The sequence below is a fragment of the Bradyrhizobium sp. IC4060 genome, assembly GCF_020193715.1.
GTDB lineage: Bacteria > Pseudomonadota > Alphaproteobacteria > Rhizobiales > Xanthobacteraceae > Bradyrhizobium > Bradyrhizobium yuanmingense.
Genome location: NZ_JADYVJ010000001.1, coordinates 587,976 through 602,034, shown reverse-complemented (window position 1 = coordinate 602,034; position 14,059 = coordinate 587,976). Strand labels below are relative to the sequence as shown.

15 protein-coding genes and 1 tRNA gene are annotated in these 14,059 nt (G+C 65.1%); 10 read left to right on the top strand and 6 right to left on the bottom strand.

Features of this window, described 5'->3' with window-relative positions:
* Positions 1-267: 267 nt before the first annotated feature.
* Entirely contained in the window at positions 268-1,488 is a 1,221-nt protein-coding gene (locus I6F16_RS02980; protein ID WP_225173425.1) for an MFS transporter, read from the top strand.
* Positions 1,489-1,509: 21 nt separating this feature from the next.
* On the opposite strand, the gene I6F16_RS02975 is transcribed toward I6F16_RS02980, so the two are convergent.
* Together I6F16_RS02975 and I6F16_RS02970 are read right to left on the bottom strand one after the other, a co-directional pair.
* Entirely contained in the window at positions 1,510-1,896 is a 387-nt protein-coding gene (locus tag I6F16_RS02975) for an ester cyclase (RefSeq protein ID WP_225173424.1), read from the bottom strand.
* A gap of 55 nt (positions 1,897-1,951) precedes the next feature.
* Positions 1,952-2,824 carry a bifunctional helix-turn-helix transcriptional regulator/GNAT family N-acetyltransferase gene (locus tag I6F16_RS02970; RefSeq protein WP_225112235.1) on the bottom strand — a complete coding sequence of 291 codons (873 nt, stop codon included), beginning with the start codon at positions 2,822-2,824 and terminating at the stop codon, positions 1,952-1,954.
* A gap of 162 nt (positions 2,825-2,986) precedes the next feature.
* On the opposite strand from I6F16_RS02970, the gene I6F16_RS02965 reads away from it, so the two are divergent.
* From I6F16_RS02965 to I6F16_RS02940, 6 genes are all read left to right on the top strand, one after another.
* Entirely contained in the window at positions 2,987-4,642 is a 1,656-nt protein-coding gene (locus I6F16_RS02965; protein WP_225112236.1) for an acetolactate synthase large subunit, read from the top strand.
* 213 nt (positions 4,643-4,855) lie between these two features.
* The gene (locus tag I6F16_RS02960; protein ID WP_036000921.1) at positions 4,856-5,203 is read left to right on the top strand and encodes a Lin0512 family protein; all 348 of its coding nucleotides are present in this window, start codon (positions 4,856-4,858) and stop codon (positions 5,201-5,203) included.
* 4 nt (positions 5,204-5,207) lie between these two features.
* The gene (locus I6F16_RS02955; protein ID WP_036022604.1) at positions 5,208-5,900 is read left to right on the top strand and encodes a GNAT family N-acetyltransferase; all 693 of its coding nucleotides are present in this window, start codon (positions 5,208-5,210) and stop codon (positions 5,898-5,900) included.
* A 71-nt stretch (positions 5,901-5,971) separates the two neighbouring features.
* Positions 5,972-7,156, top strand: coding sequence for a serine hydrolase domain-containing protein (locus I6F16_RS02950; protein ID WP_225112237.1), 1,185 nt, complete (start codon positions 5,972-5,974; stop codon positions 7,154-7,156).
* A 95-nt stretch (positions 7,157-7,251) separates the two neighbouring features.
* Positions 7,252-7,461: a DUF2892 domain-containing protein gene (locus I6F16_RS02945; RefSeq protein ID WP_036022623.1), complete on the top strand. Its 210-nt coding sequence runs from the start codon at positions 7,252-7,254 to the stop codon at positions 7,459-7,461.
* On the top strand, positions 7,458-7,979 hold the full coding sequence (locus I6F16_RS02940; RefSeq protein WP_036022625.1) for a sigma-70 family RNA polymerase sigma factor: 522 nt from the start codon (positions 7,458-7,460) through the stop codon (positions 7,977-7,979). Before I6F16_RS02945 ends, I6F16_RS02940 begins: the two co-directional genes overlap by 4 nt.
* Before the next feature lie 74 nt (positions 7,980-8,053).
* Here the strand turns inward: I6F16_RS02940 and I6F16_RS02935 are convergent, their stop codons facing one another.
* The 3 genes from I6F16_RS02935 to I6F16_RS02925 all read right to left on the bottom strand — a co-directional run bounded on the left by I6F16_RS02935 (position 8,054) and on the right by I6F16_RS02925 (position 11,092).
* On the bottom strand, positions 8,054-9,394 hold the full coding sequence (locus I6F16_RS02935; protein ID WP_036022627.1) for an RtcB family protein: 1,341 nt from the start codon (positions 9,392-9,394) through the stop codon (positions 8,054-8,056).
* Positions 9,395-9,504: 110 nt separating this feature from the next.
* The gene (locus I6F16_RS02930; RefSeq protein WP_036022630.1) at positions 9,505-10,830 is read right to left on the bottom strand and encodes a TROVE domain-containing protein; all 1,326 of its coding nucleotides are present in this window, start codon (positions 10,828-10,830) and stop codon (positions 9,505-9,507) included.
* Between the two features lie 106 nt (positions 10,831-10,936).
* A tRNA-Arg gene (locus tag I6F16_RS02925) sits at positions 10,937-11,092 on the bottom strand.
* A gap of 942 nt (positions 11,093-12,034) precedes the next feature.
* Between I6F16_RS02925 and I6F16_RS02920 the strand changes: the two genes are divergently transcribed.
* A complete protein-coding gene (locus I6F16_RS02920) occupies positions 12,035-12,706 on the top strand; it encodes a DUF429 domain-containing protein (RefSeq protein WP_225112239.1) in 672 nt (223 codons plus the stop codon).
* Positions 12,707-12,712: 6 nt separating this feature from the next.
* On the opposite strand, the gene I6F16_RS02915 is transcribed toward I6F16_RS02920, so the two are convergent.
* Complete coding sequence (locus I6F16_RS02915; protein WP_128262035.1) at positions 12,713-12,925, bottom strand: hypothetical protein; 213 nt, start codon at positions 12,923-12,925, stop codon at positions 12,713-12,715.
* A gap of 166 nt (positions 12,926-13,091) precedes the next feature.
* Here I6F16_RS02915 and I6F16_RS02910 point away from each other — a divergent pair, with 166 nt between their 5' ends.
* Both I6F16_RS02910 and I6F16_RS02905 read left to right on the top strand, forming a co-directional pair.
* Positions 13,092-13,238: a hypothetical protein gene (locus tag I6F16_RS02910; protein ID WP_192893234.1), complete on the top strand. Its 147-nt coding sequence runs from the start codon at positions 13,092-13,094 to the stop codon at positions 13,236-13,238.
* A gap of 86 nt (positions 13,239-13,324) precedes the next feature.
* Positions 13,325-14,056: a glutathione S-transferase N-terminal domain-containing protein gene (locus tag I6F16_RS02905; protein WP_225112280.1), complete on the top strand. Its 732-nt coding sequence runs from the start codon at positions 13,325-13,327 to the stop codon at positions 14,054-14,056.
* Positions 14,057-14,059: the final 3 nt, after the last annotated feature.

The following is a 14,059-nucleotide window of genomic DNA, read 5'->3' as shown; positions in this document are numbered from 1 at the left end:
TATGTGTGGGATGCTGTCATTCTGCGGCTGTTTTGCCCGACGTGTCAAACCGATCTGTGATGATGTCGCGCGAGGACAGGGAGCCGCTGAGCTGTCGTTCCTGGTAGGTAAGTCATTGATCCCGCTAGCGCCGGCTACTGTGCATGGGGTTGTTTTGCGAGTTTTGCTGGCCGCTCACGAAAGCGTGCGGCAAAAATGACGTCGGCCTGTCGGCGGGCGCAGTTCCCATTCGTCTTTCACGCGAGACAGACCTGACGGGAGACTGAAATGACTTCGTCCAACTATCGCTGGGTGATCGTCGCCGCCGGCGGCGTGCTTGGCTGCGTCGCGATCGGCGGCATGTTTTCGCTGCCGGTGTTCCTGCAGCCGATCACCAAGGACACCGGCTGGTCGGTGACCGGCATCTCCAGCGCGATGACGATCGGCTTTCTGGCGATGGCCTTCACCAGCATGGCCTGGGGCACACTGTCCGACCGGTTCGGGCCGCTGCCGGTGGTGCTGACCGGATCGACCGTGCTGACGCTCAGCCTGTTCGCGGCGAGCCACGCCACCTCGCTTCTCGTGTTCCAGATCGTGTTCGGCCTCCTGGTCGGCGCGGCCTGCGCTGCGATCTTCGCGCCGATGATGGCGACCGTCACCGGCTGGTTCGACACCAATCGCGGCCTTGCGGTGTCGCTGGTCTCGGCCGGCATGGGCATGGCGCCGATGACGATGTCGCCGCTGGCGGCCTGGCTCGTCTCCGGCCACGACTGGCGCACTTCGATGCAGATCATCGCGCTCGTGGTTGGCGCCATCATGATCCCGGTCTCGTTCCTGGTGCGCCGTCCGCCGGCGCTCGCGCAAGGCCCAAGCGCGCCCGCCGGCGGAGCCGCCGGACAAAACGAGATGTCGATGGGCGAGGCGTTGCGCTCGCCGCAATTCCTGATCCTCCTCGCCACCAACTTCTTCTGCTGCGCGACGCATTCCGGCCCGATCATCCACACCGTCAGCTATGCCGTGAGTTGCGGCATCCCGCTGGTCGCAGCGGTGACGATCTACAGCATCGAGGGATTTGCCGGCCTCGGCGGGCGCATCGCCTTCGGCCTGATGGGCGACCGCTTCGGCGCCAAGCGCGTGCTGGTCTCGGGCCTGCTGCTGCAGGCCTTCGGCGCGCTCGCCTATGTCTTCGCGCAACAGCTGACGACGTTCTATGCGGTCGGCGCGATCTTCGGCTTCATCTATGCCGGCACTATGCCACTCTATGCCGTTCTGATCCGCGAGAACTTCCCGCTCAAGATGATGGGCACGGTGATCGGCGGCACGGCGATGGCAGGCAGCCTCGGCATGGCGACCGGCCCGCTCGCCGGCGGCCTGATCTACGATGCCTTCTCCAGCTATGCCTGGCTCTACATCGCCTCCTGGGCGATGGGCTTAGGGGCCTTCCTGATGGCGATGACGTTCCGCCCCTTCGCAAAGCCGCAAGGCGAGGTGGCGCCCGCGGCGGCGTGAATTCGAGATCGAGGCGTGGCGTCAGAGCTGCGCCTCGATCGCGGCCTTGTCGATCACCGACCAGACCTGCCGGATCTTGCCGTCGAGAAATTCGTAGAAGACGTTTTCGCAGAAGGACACGCGCCGCCCGTTGACCGCAAGACCGAGGAATGTCCCGACCGGTGTGCAGTCAAACTTCAATCGGGCGGCGATGCGGCGAGGATCGGAGATCAGCATCTCGATATGGAACTGCAGATCGGGGATCTCCCGAACATCCCGTTCCAGCATCGCGCGATAGCCCGCAAGCCCAAGGGGCCGCGCGTTGTGGGTGGCCTCCTCATGCACGAATTGTCCGAGTGCCGGCCAATCCCGCCGATTCAGGCAAGCGATGTAGGCGCGGTAGATGTCGGCGAGGTCGTCTCTCATCATTATCGAAGCTCCCACGGCCTCGACCAACGCGCGAGGACCGCGAACCGGTCCAGCGTCAGAGGCGCTTTTCGAAGAAGAGGTCCGGATAGGGATCGTCGTTGAACCGCGGGATCTCGCGCCAGCCCGTGCTGCGATAGAGCTGACCGGCTTCGGGCAGTGCGCTGTTGGTGTCGAGCCGCAGCAGCGCGATGCCGAGCTCGCGCGCGGCGCTCTCGGCCGCATCCATCAGGCGGCGGCCGAGCCGCAGCCCGCGCGCGGCGGGCGCGACCCACAGCCGCTTGATCTCGGCGTAGCCGTGATCGGTGCCCTTCAAGCCGACGCAGCCGATCGGCAGCGTGTCCGACATCGCAACGAGGAATGTGCCGCGCGGCCGGCGCATGTCCTTGGCGTCGGGGTCGCGTGACAGCGAGACCTCAAAGCCCTGGCTGAAGCGGCGGCCGAGCTCGGCATAGTACTCGCCGAGGCAGTAGCGCGCTTGCTCGCAGCGCGGATCCGTCTCCTCCAGCGCGACGCGCTCGCGCGTCAGCGCGGAGGCGATCAGGTCCATCGCCGCCAGCAACGCCTCGCGTTGCGAATGTTGCGCGAGGAGGCCTTCGGCCTGCGCGTTGGACAGCGCCTCGTAGGCTGCGAACTCGCGCCGGCCCGCCCGTGTGAGCGTTGCCATGCGCCGCCGCGCATCGTCCTCGCGTGCGGCGGTCTCGATCAGCCCCTCGTCCTCGAGGCTGCGGAGCAGCCGGCTCATCAGCCCGGAATCGAGACCGAGATAGTCGCGGATCTCCGCCACGTCCGATCGCCCGTGCCCGATCGCATTGAGCACGCGCGCCGCCCCGAGCGGCCGGCCGCGCCCGAGAAACGACGTATCGAGCGCTCCGACCGCAGAGGTGACGGCGCGGTTGAAGCGGCGAACGCGGGAGACGGGATCGAGCATGATATCTGACTTTAGTCAGATATCGCGGCTTGTCAATCGAGCGAGAGCTGATCGAGTTGCAGTTGCGCGCCTCTTTGTGAGTTGTTCCCGTGTCGCGAGCCGTTACCATGCGGCCGCTCGGGGAGTCTGAATTCACAACGAGCGGAGGCGGCATTGGGCGGGATGGAACGCAAAGCGAAGGGATCGGACCTGTTTGTCGCGGCGTTGGAGAATGAGGGTGTTGACCGCATCTTCGGCATCCCCGGCGAAGAGAATCTCGATCTGGTCGAATCGCTGCGTGCTTCGAGGATCGAGCTGATCCTGACCCGCCACGAGCAGGCCGCGGCCTTCATGGCCGCCACCCACGGGCGGCTGACCGGCAAGCCCGGCGTTTGTCTGTCGACGCTCGGCCCGGGTGCTCTCAACCTGTCGACGGGCGCCGCCTATGCGCATCTCGGTGCCATGCCGATGATCCTGATCACCGGTCAAAAGCCGATCATGAGCAGCCGGCAGGCCCGCTTTCAGATCGTGGACGTGGTGGCGACCATGAAGCCGCTCACGAAACTGTCGCGGCAGATCGTCAGCGCCTCCAGCATCCCGACCGTGGTGCGCGACGCCTTTCGCGTCGCGATGGAGGAGCGGCCCGGGCCGGTGCATCTCGAACTGCCCGAGGACGTTGCCGGGGACGAGGTGCCTGCGGTCCCCGTGATCCCGGTCCATCCGATCGAAATCCCGGTCGCCCATCGCGCCGCGCTCGACCGCGCCGCCGAGATGATCATGGCCGCCAAGCGCCCGCTGGTGATGATGGGCGCTGCGACCAGCCGGCCGCGGTCGACACACGGCATCGCAAGCTTCGTGCGGCGGACCGGCATTCCGTTCTTCACGACGCAGATGGGCAAGGGCACCGTGCCCGGCGGCACCAATCTCTACATGGGCACTGCCGCCTTATCCGAGCGCGACTATGTGCATGATGCCATTGACGCTGCCGACCTGATCGTTGCGATCGGTCACGACCCGATCGAGAAACCGCCCTTCATCATGGGGCCCTCGGGCCCGAAGGTCATTCACGTCAGCTACACGCCGGCGAGCGTCGAGCAGGTCTATTTCCCCGATGCCGAGGTCGTAGGGGACGTCGGCCCGAGCCTGGAGCTGCTGGCGGATCGCCTCGAAGGCAAGCTGCCGCAGGCCGGGGCGCTGCTGCCGCTGCGCGAAGAGATACTGAAGCACATCGCCGACCGCGCCACCGAAGCGCGCTGGCCGCCCACGCCGCAGCGCATCGTGCACGACATCCGCCAGGTGATTCCGGAGAACGGCATCGTCGCCCTCGACAACGGCATGTACAAGATCTGGTTTGCGCGCAACTACCGCACCCGCGTCGCCAACACGCTGCTGCTCGACAATGCGCTGGCGACCATGGGCGCCGGCCTGCCGTCGGCGATGATGGCCGCGATGCTCTATCCCGACCGCCGCGTGCTTGCGGTTGCCGGCGACGGCGGCTTCATGATGAACAGCCAGGAGATAGAGACGGCGGTCCGCCTCAAGCTCAACCTGGTCGTGCTGGTGCTGGAGGACAAGGCCTACGGCATGATCCGCTGGAAGCAGGCCGTCGACCGCTTTGCCGATTACGGCATGACGTTTGGCAATCCGGATTTTGCACTATACGCCAAGGCTTATGGCGCCAAGGGTTATCGCATCGAAAGCATCGACAGCTTCGGCACGACGCTCGATGCCGCCTTCAGGGAAGGCGGCGTGCATCTGGTCGTGGTCCCGATCGATTATTCGGAGAACGTGCGGGTGCTGGTCGACGAGTTGCGGGCGCACGAGAAGGCGAAGGCGTGAATTTTGTGCGACGCTCTCACCGTTCGTCATTGCGAGGAGCCCTTGCGACGAAGCAATCCAGACTGTCACCGCGGAAAGATTCTGGATTGCTTCGCTGCGCTCGCAATGACGGAGCCTGTGGCGCACGTCTCGGTTCAACATGACAACCACACTTGTGTTGGGCGTGCCGATCGTCGAAACTCTCCACTACCCAACCAGCCACAGGAATAAAGCATGCCTCGCGTTCGTTGTGTCACCGAGATGGGCATGGGCGTCGACGTCCACGGCAGGGACGCTACCAAGGCGGCCAAGCGCGCCGTCTCCGATGCCATCAGGCATTCCAGCCTCGGCTTCTTCCGGATGATCGGCAAGACCGCGAACGACATGTTCGTGGACGTCACGATCGGCGTGCCGAATCCAGAAGCCGTCGACAAGGAAGCCGTCGCCAAGGAGCTGCCTTACGGCACCGTGACCGTCACCGCGGTCAAGGGCGGGCTGGAGATCCCCTCGGCCACGGAAGTGGCCAACGATCCCATCCTGATCGCCAATGCCGCCGTCATCGTCAGCTTCGACAAGGATTAGGCCGATGTCCGCGAGCGATGAGGCGCTGCTGGATCGCCCGATCTGGAGCGCGTTGACGACGAGCCAGAAGCATCTAGCCGAGGGCGGCCCGCGGGCTCTGCGCTATCCCGTGGACATGACGCCGTTTGCCGATATGGCGGACATGTCCGCGGCAAGTTTTGCGGCGCTCGGCGATCTCATGTCGGGCTCGCAAGTCGCGGTGCTGTTCACGCCCGAGTCCGTCGAAATTCCCGCCGGCTTCAAGGTGCTGCTCGCGGAGCCCGGCGAGCAGTTGATCGGCTCGCCCGCCGACACTTCGCTGCGCGATGCCGAGATCGTCCGCCTCGGCGCGACTGACGTTTCCGCCATGATGGCGCTGACCGAGCTGACCAAGCCCGGGCCGTTCGCGGCGCGGACGCATGAGCTCGGCACCTTTCTCGGCATCCGCGCTCGCGGCGAGCTGGTCGCCATGGCCGGCGAGCGGATGAAGCCCGGCAATTTCACTGAGATGACGGCGGTCTGCGTGCATCCCGATCATCGCGGTCGCGGCTACGCACAGGCGTTGCTCGCCGCCATCGCGCGCCAGATCGAGGCGCGCGGCGAAATTCCGTTCCTGCACGTGTTCGCGAGCAATACGTCTGCCATCGCGCTGTACCAGCGGCAGGGCATGCGGATTCGGCGCCGGCTGCAGGTCACCGTGCTGATGAAGCAGGGATGAGCTGCACCGTGGGCTTCATATCCTGAGAAATCGCGCTATATCGATTCCAACCACAAATCGGGGGGGAGCACATGGACGCCAGAACGACTGATTTTTCCGCCGTACGGACGGCGATGCAGCGCTACGTCGATCAGGAGATCATTCCTGGCGTATCCTGGGCCGTGCTGCGCGGCCGCGAGGTGGTCGATCAGCAATGCGTGGGCTTTGCCGACCGAGCGGCCAACACTGCGCTGCGGCCCGATCATATCTTCCGGGCGTTCTCCAACACCAAGATCTTCGTCACCTGCGCGATCATGCTGCTGGTCGAGCAAGGCCGCATCGGGCTCGATGACGCAGTCGAAAAATTCCTGCCGCAGCTCGGCAATCGCAAGGTGCTGAAGCAGGGCGCTTCGAGCCTTGCCGATGTCGAGCCGGCGAAGAGTCCGATCACGATCCGCCAGCTCCTGACCCACACCTCCGGTCTCAGCTACGGTATCTTCGATCCCGGCACGGTGCTGTTCAAGGCTTACAACGAGGCGCGCGTGCTCAATCCGCTAACGCCGCTCAGCGACATGATCGACAGGCTCGCCGACCTGCCGCTGTCCTATCACCCTGGCACGGCCTGGGAATATTCCGTGGCGACCGACGTGCTCGGCCGTGTGGTCGAGGTCGTCTCGGGCCAGCCGCTCGACGCCTTCCTGAAGGCGCGCATCTTCGATTCCCTCGGCATGACCGACACCGGCTTTTATGTCCCCGAGACACAGCAGGGCAGGCTGGTCGCGCTCTACAACGGCGCCGACGTGCTCGACCCCATGAAGCCCGGCCTCACGCGGGCCGACCATCTGCCTTACCCGCAAGCCTATCGGCGGCCGCTGCCGCGGCTCTCGGGCGGCGGCGGTCTGGTCTCGACCTTGCCAGACATGCTCGCGCTGGTGTGTGCGCTGCTGCCCGGGTCCGATGCGTTGCTGAAGCCGGAAACGCTGCGGCAGATGATGACGAACCAGCTGCCCGCAGGCCAGACCATCCGCTTTGCCAATCTCGGCTCGATTCCCGGCAAGGGCTTTGGCCTCGGCGGCGCCGTCACCTTCGCGCCGACACCGTTCGATCCGCCGAACTCGACCGGTGAATTCCAATGGGGCGGCCTGGCCGGGACCCATTGGTGGATCTGTCCGGAAGCCAATACGGCGGGCGTGCTGATGGCCCAGCGCTATATGGGCTTCTGGAATCCGTTCTTCTTCGAGTTCAAGCGCCTGGCCTATCAGGCGGTCGGAGCCTGATCGCAAAAAAATCTTCCGTCAGCGCGAATCCTTCTTGGCCGTCGCGTCCTCTTGTTGGTCGAGGCAATCGGTCTCGGCCCATATCGGAGGATGTGATGGGATTCTATAGGAAGAACATCGGCGGACTGCATCAGGTGGTGCGGGTCGTCCTGGGGATTGCGGTGGCGGCTGCGGCGTTCGTTTATCTTGCCGGCGCGACAGCATGGCTGGTCGCGCTCGGTGGCGCCGGCTTCGCGCTGACCGGTCTCGTCGGTTATTGTCCGATGTGCGCGATAGCGGGCATCGGCAAGGGAGGGGTGTCGTGAGCGCGGCGGCGATCTCGCCAAACCTGTTCGAGGCCGCGCGGCTCGGCGATGCCGAGGCGATTGCGCGTCTGCTCGAGACGACGCAGCCGGACATCCGTCGCTATGCGCGGGCGACCTGCCGCAGCTCGGCGGACGCCGAGGATGCGACGCAGGAGGCGCTGTGGATCCTGTTCCGCCACGTCGGCACGATCCGTTCGCTGCTGGCGTTGTCGGCCTGGCTGTTCAGCGTGGTCCGGCGCGAATGCCTGCGGCTCGCGCGCCGGGCCGGCGTTGTGCCGGCGGTCGATGGCGCCGAGGCGGGGGCCGCACTGCTGTTGCGCCCTGAGGCCGATCTGCGGCTCGACGTCGCCGCGGCGTTCGAGGCGCTGCCGCCGCACTATCGCGATGTCGCGCTGATGCGCGACGTCAAGGAGATGACGATCGAAGAGATTGCCGCCGCGCTCGGCGCGAGCAGGCAGACCGTGAAGGCGCGGCTGCATCGCGCCCGCGCGTTAATGCGCGAATATCTGACGAGATGAGAGGCGACCGGATTCAAAGAAAGAAAATGGAGTGACGTGGGCGGGAGACGTCGCCTCCCGCCCACGGCTTCGCTTTAGTCCTTCCACGGATCGAACTCGCCTTCGCCGGCCATGGCGACGGCGAACGGCCGTAGCGTGTGCAGCACGCGCACGGTGCCGGCGTGCTGGGCCAGCACGTCCGGCAGGCGGCGATAGGCCATCGGGCTCTCGTCGAGGTCGGCACCGATCAAGGTGACGCCGCGCTCGTTCAGCCAACGGTCCATCTCCTCGCGCGAGAAGCGCCGCTTCGCCTCACGTCGTCCGAACAGGCGGCCGGCGCCGTGCACGGTCGAGTAGAGCGAGGCCTTGGCTTCCGGGCTGTCGACGCCTTCGAGGATGACGGCGTCGTCGCCCATCGAGCCGCCGACGAACCCCTTCTGGCCGGGAAACGCCGGCGTCGCGCCCTTGCGCACCACCCACAAATCCTTGCCGTCGTGGGTCTCACGCCAGGCATAGTTGTGGTGGTTGTGCACGCTCTCGGTGACGCTGCCGCCGATGATCTGGCGGACGCGCTCGACGACCCACTCGCGGCCTGCATAGGCATAGCGCCCGGCGAGCTGCATCGCCGCGATGTAGCGGCGGCCGAGCTCGCTGTCCTCGTCGACTACGGCGGGCGGGACGTTCATGCCGTCCTTGCCGCCGGCGGCCTTGAGGTAGCGCGTCGCGGAGGTATGCCCGAGGCCGCGGCTTCCGAAGTGGACGCCGATCCAGACGAAGCCTTCCTCGTCGCGCATGAGGTCAACATAGTGGTTGCCCGATCCGACCGTGCCGAGCTGCTTCACGGCCTTCTGACGGTAGTCCTCCATGTCGCTTTCGCGCCAGGCCTCGCCGTCGTCGAACAGGTCGTGCTCGGCCCGTTCCGCGTTGGCACGGCCGACGCCGAACGAGATCACCTTGGCGACGTCGCGGATGATCGTGGGAGCGATCCCCGCGATGTCGTCGAAGCGCGTGTCGAGCCGAGCCGCCATGTTGCCGCAGCCAATGTCGAAGCCGACGCCGGAGATGCTGATCTGCTTCTCATAGGCGATCACCCCGCCGACCGGCTGCGCATAGCCCAGATGGCCGTCGGCGCAGATCACGCCGGAGACGACATTGCCGATGGCCATGCAATTGCGCATCTGCGCGATCGTCGCCTCCTCATGCGGGCCGAACACCTTCAGCGGCGCATTCTGGAAACGGGCGTCCTGCGTCCGGAACGCGGCAATCGAGCTCGCGGTCGCATTGGCCTCGCGGGCAAGATGCTCCTTGCGCGCGGCGTCCTTGTACAGGCACCAGGCCGGCTGGCCGCGTCCTTCGCCGACGCGCGAGTCGGGATCGACACCGGCGGCGAGGCAGAGCTCGCGGGCGCGTTCCATGTAGGGATCGGGTCGTCGCATGGTCGTAGATCCTTGTCATTCCGCGCGCACCATAACGGGACGGGCGGATCATTTCAGAGATTTCGCTGGCCCCGGGCGCATCTCGCGTCCGGGGCCATTGTCGTTGCGCATCAGTTCAACGCCGTCTCCGACGCCGCGATCCACGCGACCACGGCTTCGGAGAAGCCGTTGACGCGGGTCCAGGCGCCGTGACCGACACCGTGCTGATACGAGGCCACGTTGACCATGGTGCCGCGCGCCTTGGGCTCGGGCACCTGGTCGTGACTCTGCTCGTCGGTGAAGACGATGAGGCGATCGCCCTTGCGGTCGATCTCCGTCACCGCCTTGCCGAGATAGGTTCCGCCATGCGGCTGCGAGTTGATGATCGCATCCCGCAGCGCGAAACCGCGGCGGGGAGGGACCTTCACGACCTCGTTGGAGAAGGTGAAGATCTCGACCTCGTCGCAGATCTCGCGGGCGAGAATGGCAAGGCCACACGCCGCCTCCGCGCGCGTCATTTCCGACTGCGCGGAGAGCGTTGCGAACATCGAGCCGGACACGTCGATCAGGAGCCGGGTGCGGCCCGGAAGCCGCACATGGTCCTTGATCGACTTGAGCATCGCAGCCTCGAGCTCGGGCTCGAAGTCCGGCGCATAGCGCGCCGCCGTGATGAAGCGATAGGGCAGGATACGATCCGTCCGCATCGCCTCGATCGCGCCTGCGATGCTCTCGCGCGGGACCTGCGCGTTCTGCATCAGGCGCAGATTGCGCAGTAGCGCCAGGCCGCCGAGCTTTCGCTCGGCGATCAGCCGCTCGAAGGTCTCGCGCTTGTTCTTGCCGGCCGAGAGCGAAACCTCCCAGGTGTCGGGGGAGGCGAGCTCGCCATCGACGAGCTGCTTCCACACCTTCGCCTGATCGGCGTCTTTCGGCTTGGCGTGCACCAGGAACAGAACGTCCCTGATCCGCACCGCGCCGTCGCGGTCCCACTTGGCGAGCTGATAGGCGTCGAACTTGGTCAGCGCGCGGGCAAGACCCTTCTTCACCTGTGCCGAGACCGGCTGGCGCTTGCGCTGCTGCATCGGCCCCAGCGCATCCGCCCAGTAGATCGCGAGCAGCTCCGTCATCTCGTCGGGACGCTGGATCACCTGGGCGAGCGTGTCGGCAACGAGGGTGCGGTGCCTCTCGTTCCGCGCCATCTCGCGGATGACGAGGAGCGGTGCGTGCCGCAGCTTCATCACCTCGCGCGCCTCGATCGCAAGCTGCGCAACGCGCTCCGGCGCGACCTTGGGTACGAGGGCCTTGATGCGGTCGGCGATCGCAACGCCGTCCTCGTAGAACTGGTCCTCCCACAGGAGGCAGTTCATCAGCGCGCGCTTCAGCTCCATCTCGGGCGTGAAGCGAATTGCGCGTGCGCCCTCCCGCGTGAAGGCGCGAACGATCTTGTTGAGCCTGACCATGATGGCCTCCTCTTGGGTTGATGGGGATGGAAACGGTGCCGGGGAACAGGCGAGGCTGTACTGCCCTTGCGGGCAAGTCACATGCTCTACCGCTGAGCTACGGACTTTCGTCCGGAAGGAGTCGAACCTTCGACATTGCGATCCGAAGTAACAGCGCTCCTCACCACCGGCGGTGGCTAGGGGACACGATCCGGGAACGGGCGATTGCTGTACCCGACGAGCCGAAGCTCGCCGGAAAGCGCTCTATCCTCTGAGCTACCGGTGCATGGGACACCGGGCGGGATTCGAACCCGCGACCTCTCGCGTTGCAGGCGAAGTAACAGAAATCTTCACCACGGATCGTGATGGGGTTGGCGGGGAACGATCGATGCTGTTGCTGCCCTTGCGGGCGATCCGCCTTTCGGCGCGCAGGGTTCGAACCTGCTCGGCGCTTTCCCGCCTTTACCACGAAGTAACAGACATCTTCACCACCGCCAGGCCAGTGCTTTCGCATCGGCCATTGATGGGTACGCTGGGGAACGGGCGATATCGGCTTTCAGTGACAACAACACAGTCTCTGTCCCGAACGGACAGATCCTGCGCCGGGCCGCGTGCAAGCCTTTTCCGAGGCCGCATCCCGGTGCGTGTGTCAAAGGCGGGAGGCATACCCGCTGTGCCGTGTGGAGAAGTATCCGACATCTTCACCACCAGCGTCGGTTGAGCCGCGATCCCTCACGGCAAACCGAGTTACAAAAATTCGATCGCGGCGCTGTCGACGCGCCGCACATTGCGAACCCACTGGGTTCGCTCTGCCATCGGTGTCCGGCTCATCGCCTCGTTCCCTCCGGCAGGCCCCGCGCACTTGGGCACGCGCCTCTCCAGCGCGAGCCCCGAGATCCGGGTCTCTCGTTCCGGCCATTGCCGGGATGTTCGGTGGGGCCGCGCGGCGGGCAACAAAAAACCCTCCGGAGCGGCAGGCTCGGGAGGGTCCGTGAGAAGCGGACTGTCGATCTTGCGGTCAGGCAAGATCGCTCCCATGAGTCGGGCATGCGCAATCGAACAGCTTTGGGCTATTCGGTATGCGGACAGTTCTTTCGTAGCGGTACGACATCGCTCGGTTCATGGTGTCTGTCGCAAACGGAAGTGCTTGCGAGGGCGCGGGACATACGCCCGCAACTTGCGGATGTCAAGCGAGACGCGCGCGGAAACTGAAATTGACGGACGCATGACTTGCAAAAACTATCTGGGGCTCGACGGATTTCGCTTCGGCTGGGTCGCAGCGTGGATCGACGAGCGCGGCGATCAAGGCTTCGATTATTCGCCAAGCCTGATGCGTCTGCTCGCAATCCCGCACGCTCGCGCGATGATCGACATGCCGATCGGACTGAACGCGAGCGGCTACCGCGCCTGCGATTTGCGCGCACGCGAACTGATCGGCCCAGCCGTGTTTCTCGGCGCGCGCCGCGACCTCTGGGCGTTCCACGACATGGCGGCGGCCAATCGCCATTACTGGAAGCACGAAGGCGAGGGCAGGGGCGTGTCGGCGCAGCTCTGGAATATCAGGGACAAGATGAGGGAGGTCGACGAGGCCATGACGCCGGCGCGGCAGGCGACGATCGGCGAAGCGCATCCGGAATTGATCTTCTGGAATCTGGCAGGACGCGTGCGGCTCGAACCGAAGACCTCGCCGCGGGGCCGCGAGCAGCGTATCGCGCTTTTGAGGGGCCGCGGCTTCACTGAGGTCAAGAGATGGCTCACGCTTCGCCACGGCACCGGGATCGGTCGCGACGATCTCATCGACGCCTGTGCCTGCGCTGTCGCAGCGCGCGACAGCACGCAATCCGTTGGTGACGGCAGGATCGATCCGCGCGGACTACGGATGGAGATCAACTTCTGAAGGCGATCAGCCCTGCCGCTCGCCTTTACCTTCCAGCCGGCAGCGACTATTGCGGCTTGGAGTCGAGCGGACGTCTTCGTCGTCCAGTCTTGTTGCTCTCGCTTCGTACTCCTCGGCCATCGCCCGCAACCGCTGCGCCGCTTTGCTGTGCGTGAGATCGTTCGCGACGCGGCGACAGCGTTCGGCGTGGTCGAGCAGGGCGCGTTTCTCGATGTTCATTAAGCGACAACGCGCGAGGGGGCCATTGGTCCCTTTGAGAGCCGCCGGAACAGAGCGATGCCGTCGCAGCGAGATCGGGAAAAAATAGCAATATTTTGTCGTCGCCTGGAACGTGGCGCCTGAGCCGACGTTCTACGCCAGAGGCTGTCGAGGGATATACAATACAATGTACGACGTGTGCCAATTGGCGACCGCGATGCTCGCGGTTGCCTTTACGGCCCTGCTGCTGATCACGGGTCAACGGTTCATCGAGTCTCGGCTGCAGTATGAAGCAATGCCCCCGTTCGTGGCGATGGCGACACTGCCGCCCTAGCACAGCCGGAAGTGACTTGCGCGGTGCGGTACCTTGCCTAGATTGAGCACGCCTCAGTCCATGCACCCAGAGTCCCGATGTCCGATATGTCCTCCATTCCTGTCCCCAACTGGGACCGTCTGTCAGTCTTTCCGATCACCAGGCGCTGGCCACCCAAGCATCCGGAATTACTTCAGCTCTATTCGCTGCCGACGCCGAACGGCGTCAAGGTTTCGATCATGCTGGAGGAGATCGAGCTTCCTTACGAAGCGCATCTGGTCGACTTCGGCAAGGACAACCAGAAGACGCCCGAATTCCTCTCGCTCAATCCCAACGGTAAGATTCCGGCGATCCTCGATCCCAACGGTCCCCGCGACAGGAAACCATTGGCGCTGTTCGAGTCCGGGGCGATCCTGCAATATCTCGCGGAGAAGACCGGCAAGCTGCTGCCGCAGGATGCCGCGCGGCGTTATCAGACGCTGCAGTGGCTGCACTTCCAGATGGGCAGCGTCGGGCCGATGTTCGGTCAGGTCGGCTTCTTCCACAAATTCGCCGGCAAGGATTACGAGGACAAGCGGCCTCGTGACCGCTACGTCGCCGAAGCCAAGCGCCTGCTCGGCGTGATGGATACGCATCTGGCCGGCCGGCAATGGTTCATGGATGACGACTACACCATTGCCGACATCTCCATGCTCGGCTGGGTGCGCAATCTCATCGGCTTTTATGGCGCCGGCGATCTCGTCGAATTCGCCCAGTTCAAGGCGGTCGGCGCCTGGCTCGAACGCGGCCTCGCGCGTCCCGCGGTGCAGCGCGGATTGAACATTCCGGCAAGGCCCTGACAA

What these genes read in the sequence shown, in the direction of transcription:
- I6F16_RS02980 (WP_225173425.1), top strand. Translation starts at nt 268, where the DNA reads ATGACTTCGTCCAACTATCGCTGGGTGATCGTCGCCGCCGGCGGCGTG.
- I6F16_RS02975 (WP_225173424.1), bottom strand. Translation starts at nt 1,896, where the DNA reads ATGATGAGAGACGACCTCGCCGACATCTACCGCGCCTACATCGCTTGC.
- I6F16_RS02970 (WP_225112235.1), bottom strand. Translation starts at nt 2,824, where the DNA reads ATGCTCGATCCCGTCTCCCGCGTTCGCCGCTTCAACCGCGCCGTCACC.
- I6F16_RS02965 (WP_225112236.1), top strand. Translation starts at nt 2,987, where the DNA reads ATGGAACGCAAAGCGAAGGGATCGGACCTGTTTGTCGCGGCGTTGGAG.
- I6F16_RS02960 (WP_036000921.1), top strand. Translation starts at nt 4,856, where the DNA reads ATGCCTCGCGTTCGTTGTGTCACCGAGATGGGCATGGGCGTCGACGTC.
- I6F16_RS02955 (WP_036022604.1), top strand. Translation starts at nt 5,208, where the DNA reads ATGTCCGCGAGCGATGAGGCGCTGCTGGATCGCCCGATCTGGAGCGCG.
- I6F16_RS02950 (WP_225112237.1), top strand. Translation starts at nt 5,972, where the DNA reads ATGGACGCCAGAACGACTGATTTTTCCGCCGTACGGACGGCGATGCAG.
- I6F16_RS02945 (WP_036022623.1), top strand. Translation starts at nt 7,252, where the DNA reads ATGGGATTCTATAGGAAGAACATCGGCGGACTGCATCAGGTGGTGCGG.
- I6F16_RS02935 (WP_036022627.1), bottom strand. Translation starts at nt 9,394, where the DNA reads ATGCGACGACCCGATCCCTACATGGAACGCGCCCGCGAGCTCTGCCTC.
- I6F16_RS02930 (WP_036022630.1), bottom strand. Translation starts at nt 10,830, where the DNA reads ATGGTCAGGCTCAACAAGATCGTTCGCGCCTTCACGCGGGAGGGCGCA.
- I6F16_RS02920 (WP_225112239.1), top strand. Translation starts at nt 12,035, where the DNA reads ATGACTTGCAAAAACTATCTGGGGCTCGACGGATTTCGCTTCGGCTGG.
- I6F16_RS02915 (WP_128262035.1), bottom strand. Translation starts at nt 12,925, where the DNA reads ATGAACATCGAGAAACGCGCCCTGCTCGACCACGCCGAACGCTGTCGC.
- I6F16_RS02910 (WP_192893234.1), top strand. Translation starts at nt 13,092, where the DNA reads ATGTACGACGTGTGCCAATTGGCGACCGCGATGCTCGCGGTTGCCTTT.
- I6F16_RS02905 (WP_225112280.1), top strand. Translation starts at nt 13,325, where the DNA reads ATGTCCTCCATTCCTGTCCCCAACTGGGACCGTCTGTCAGTCTTTCCG.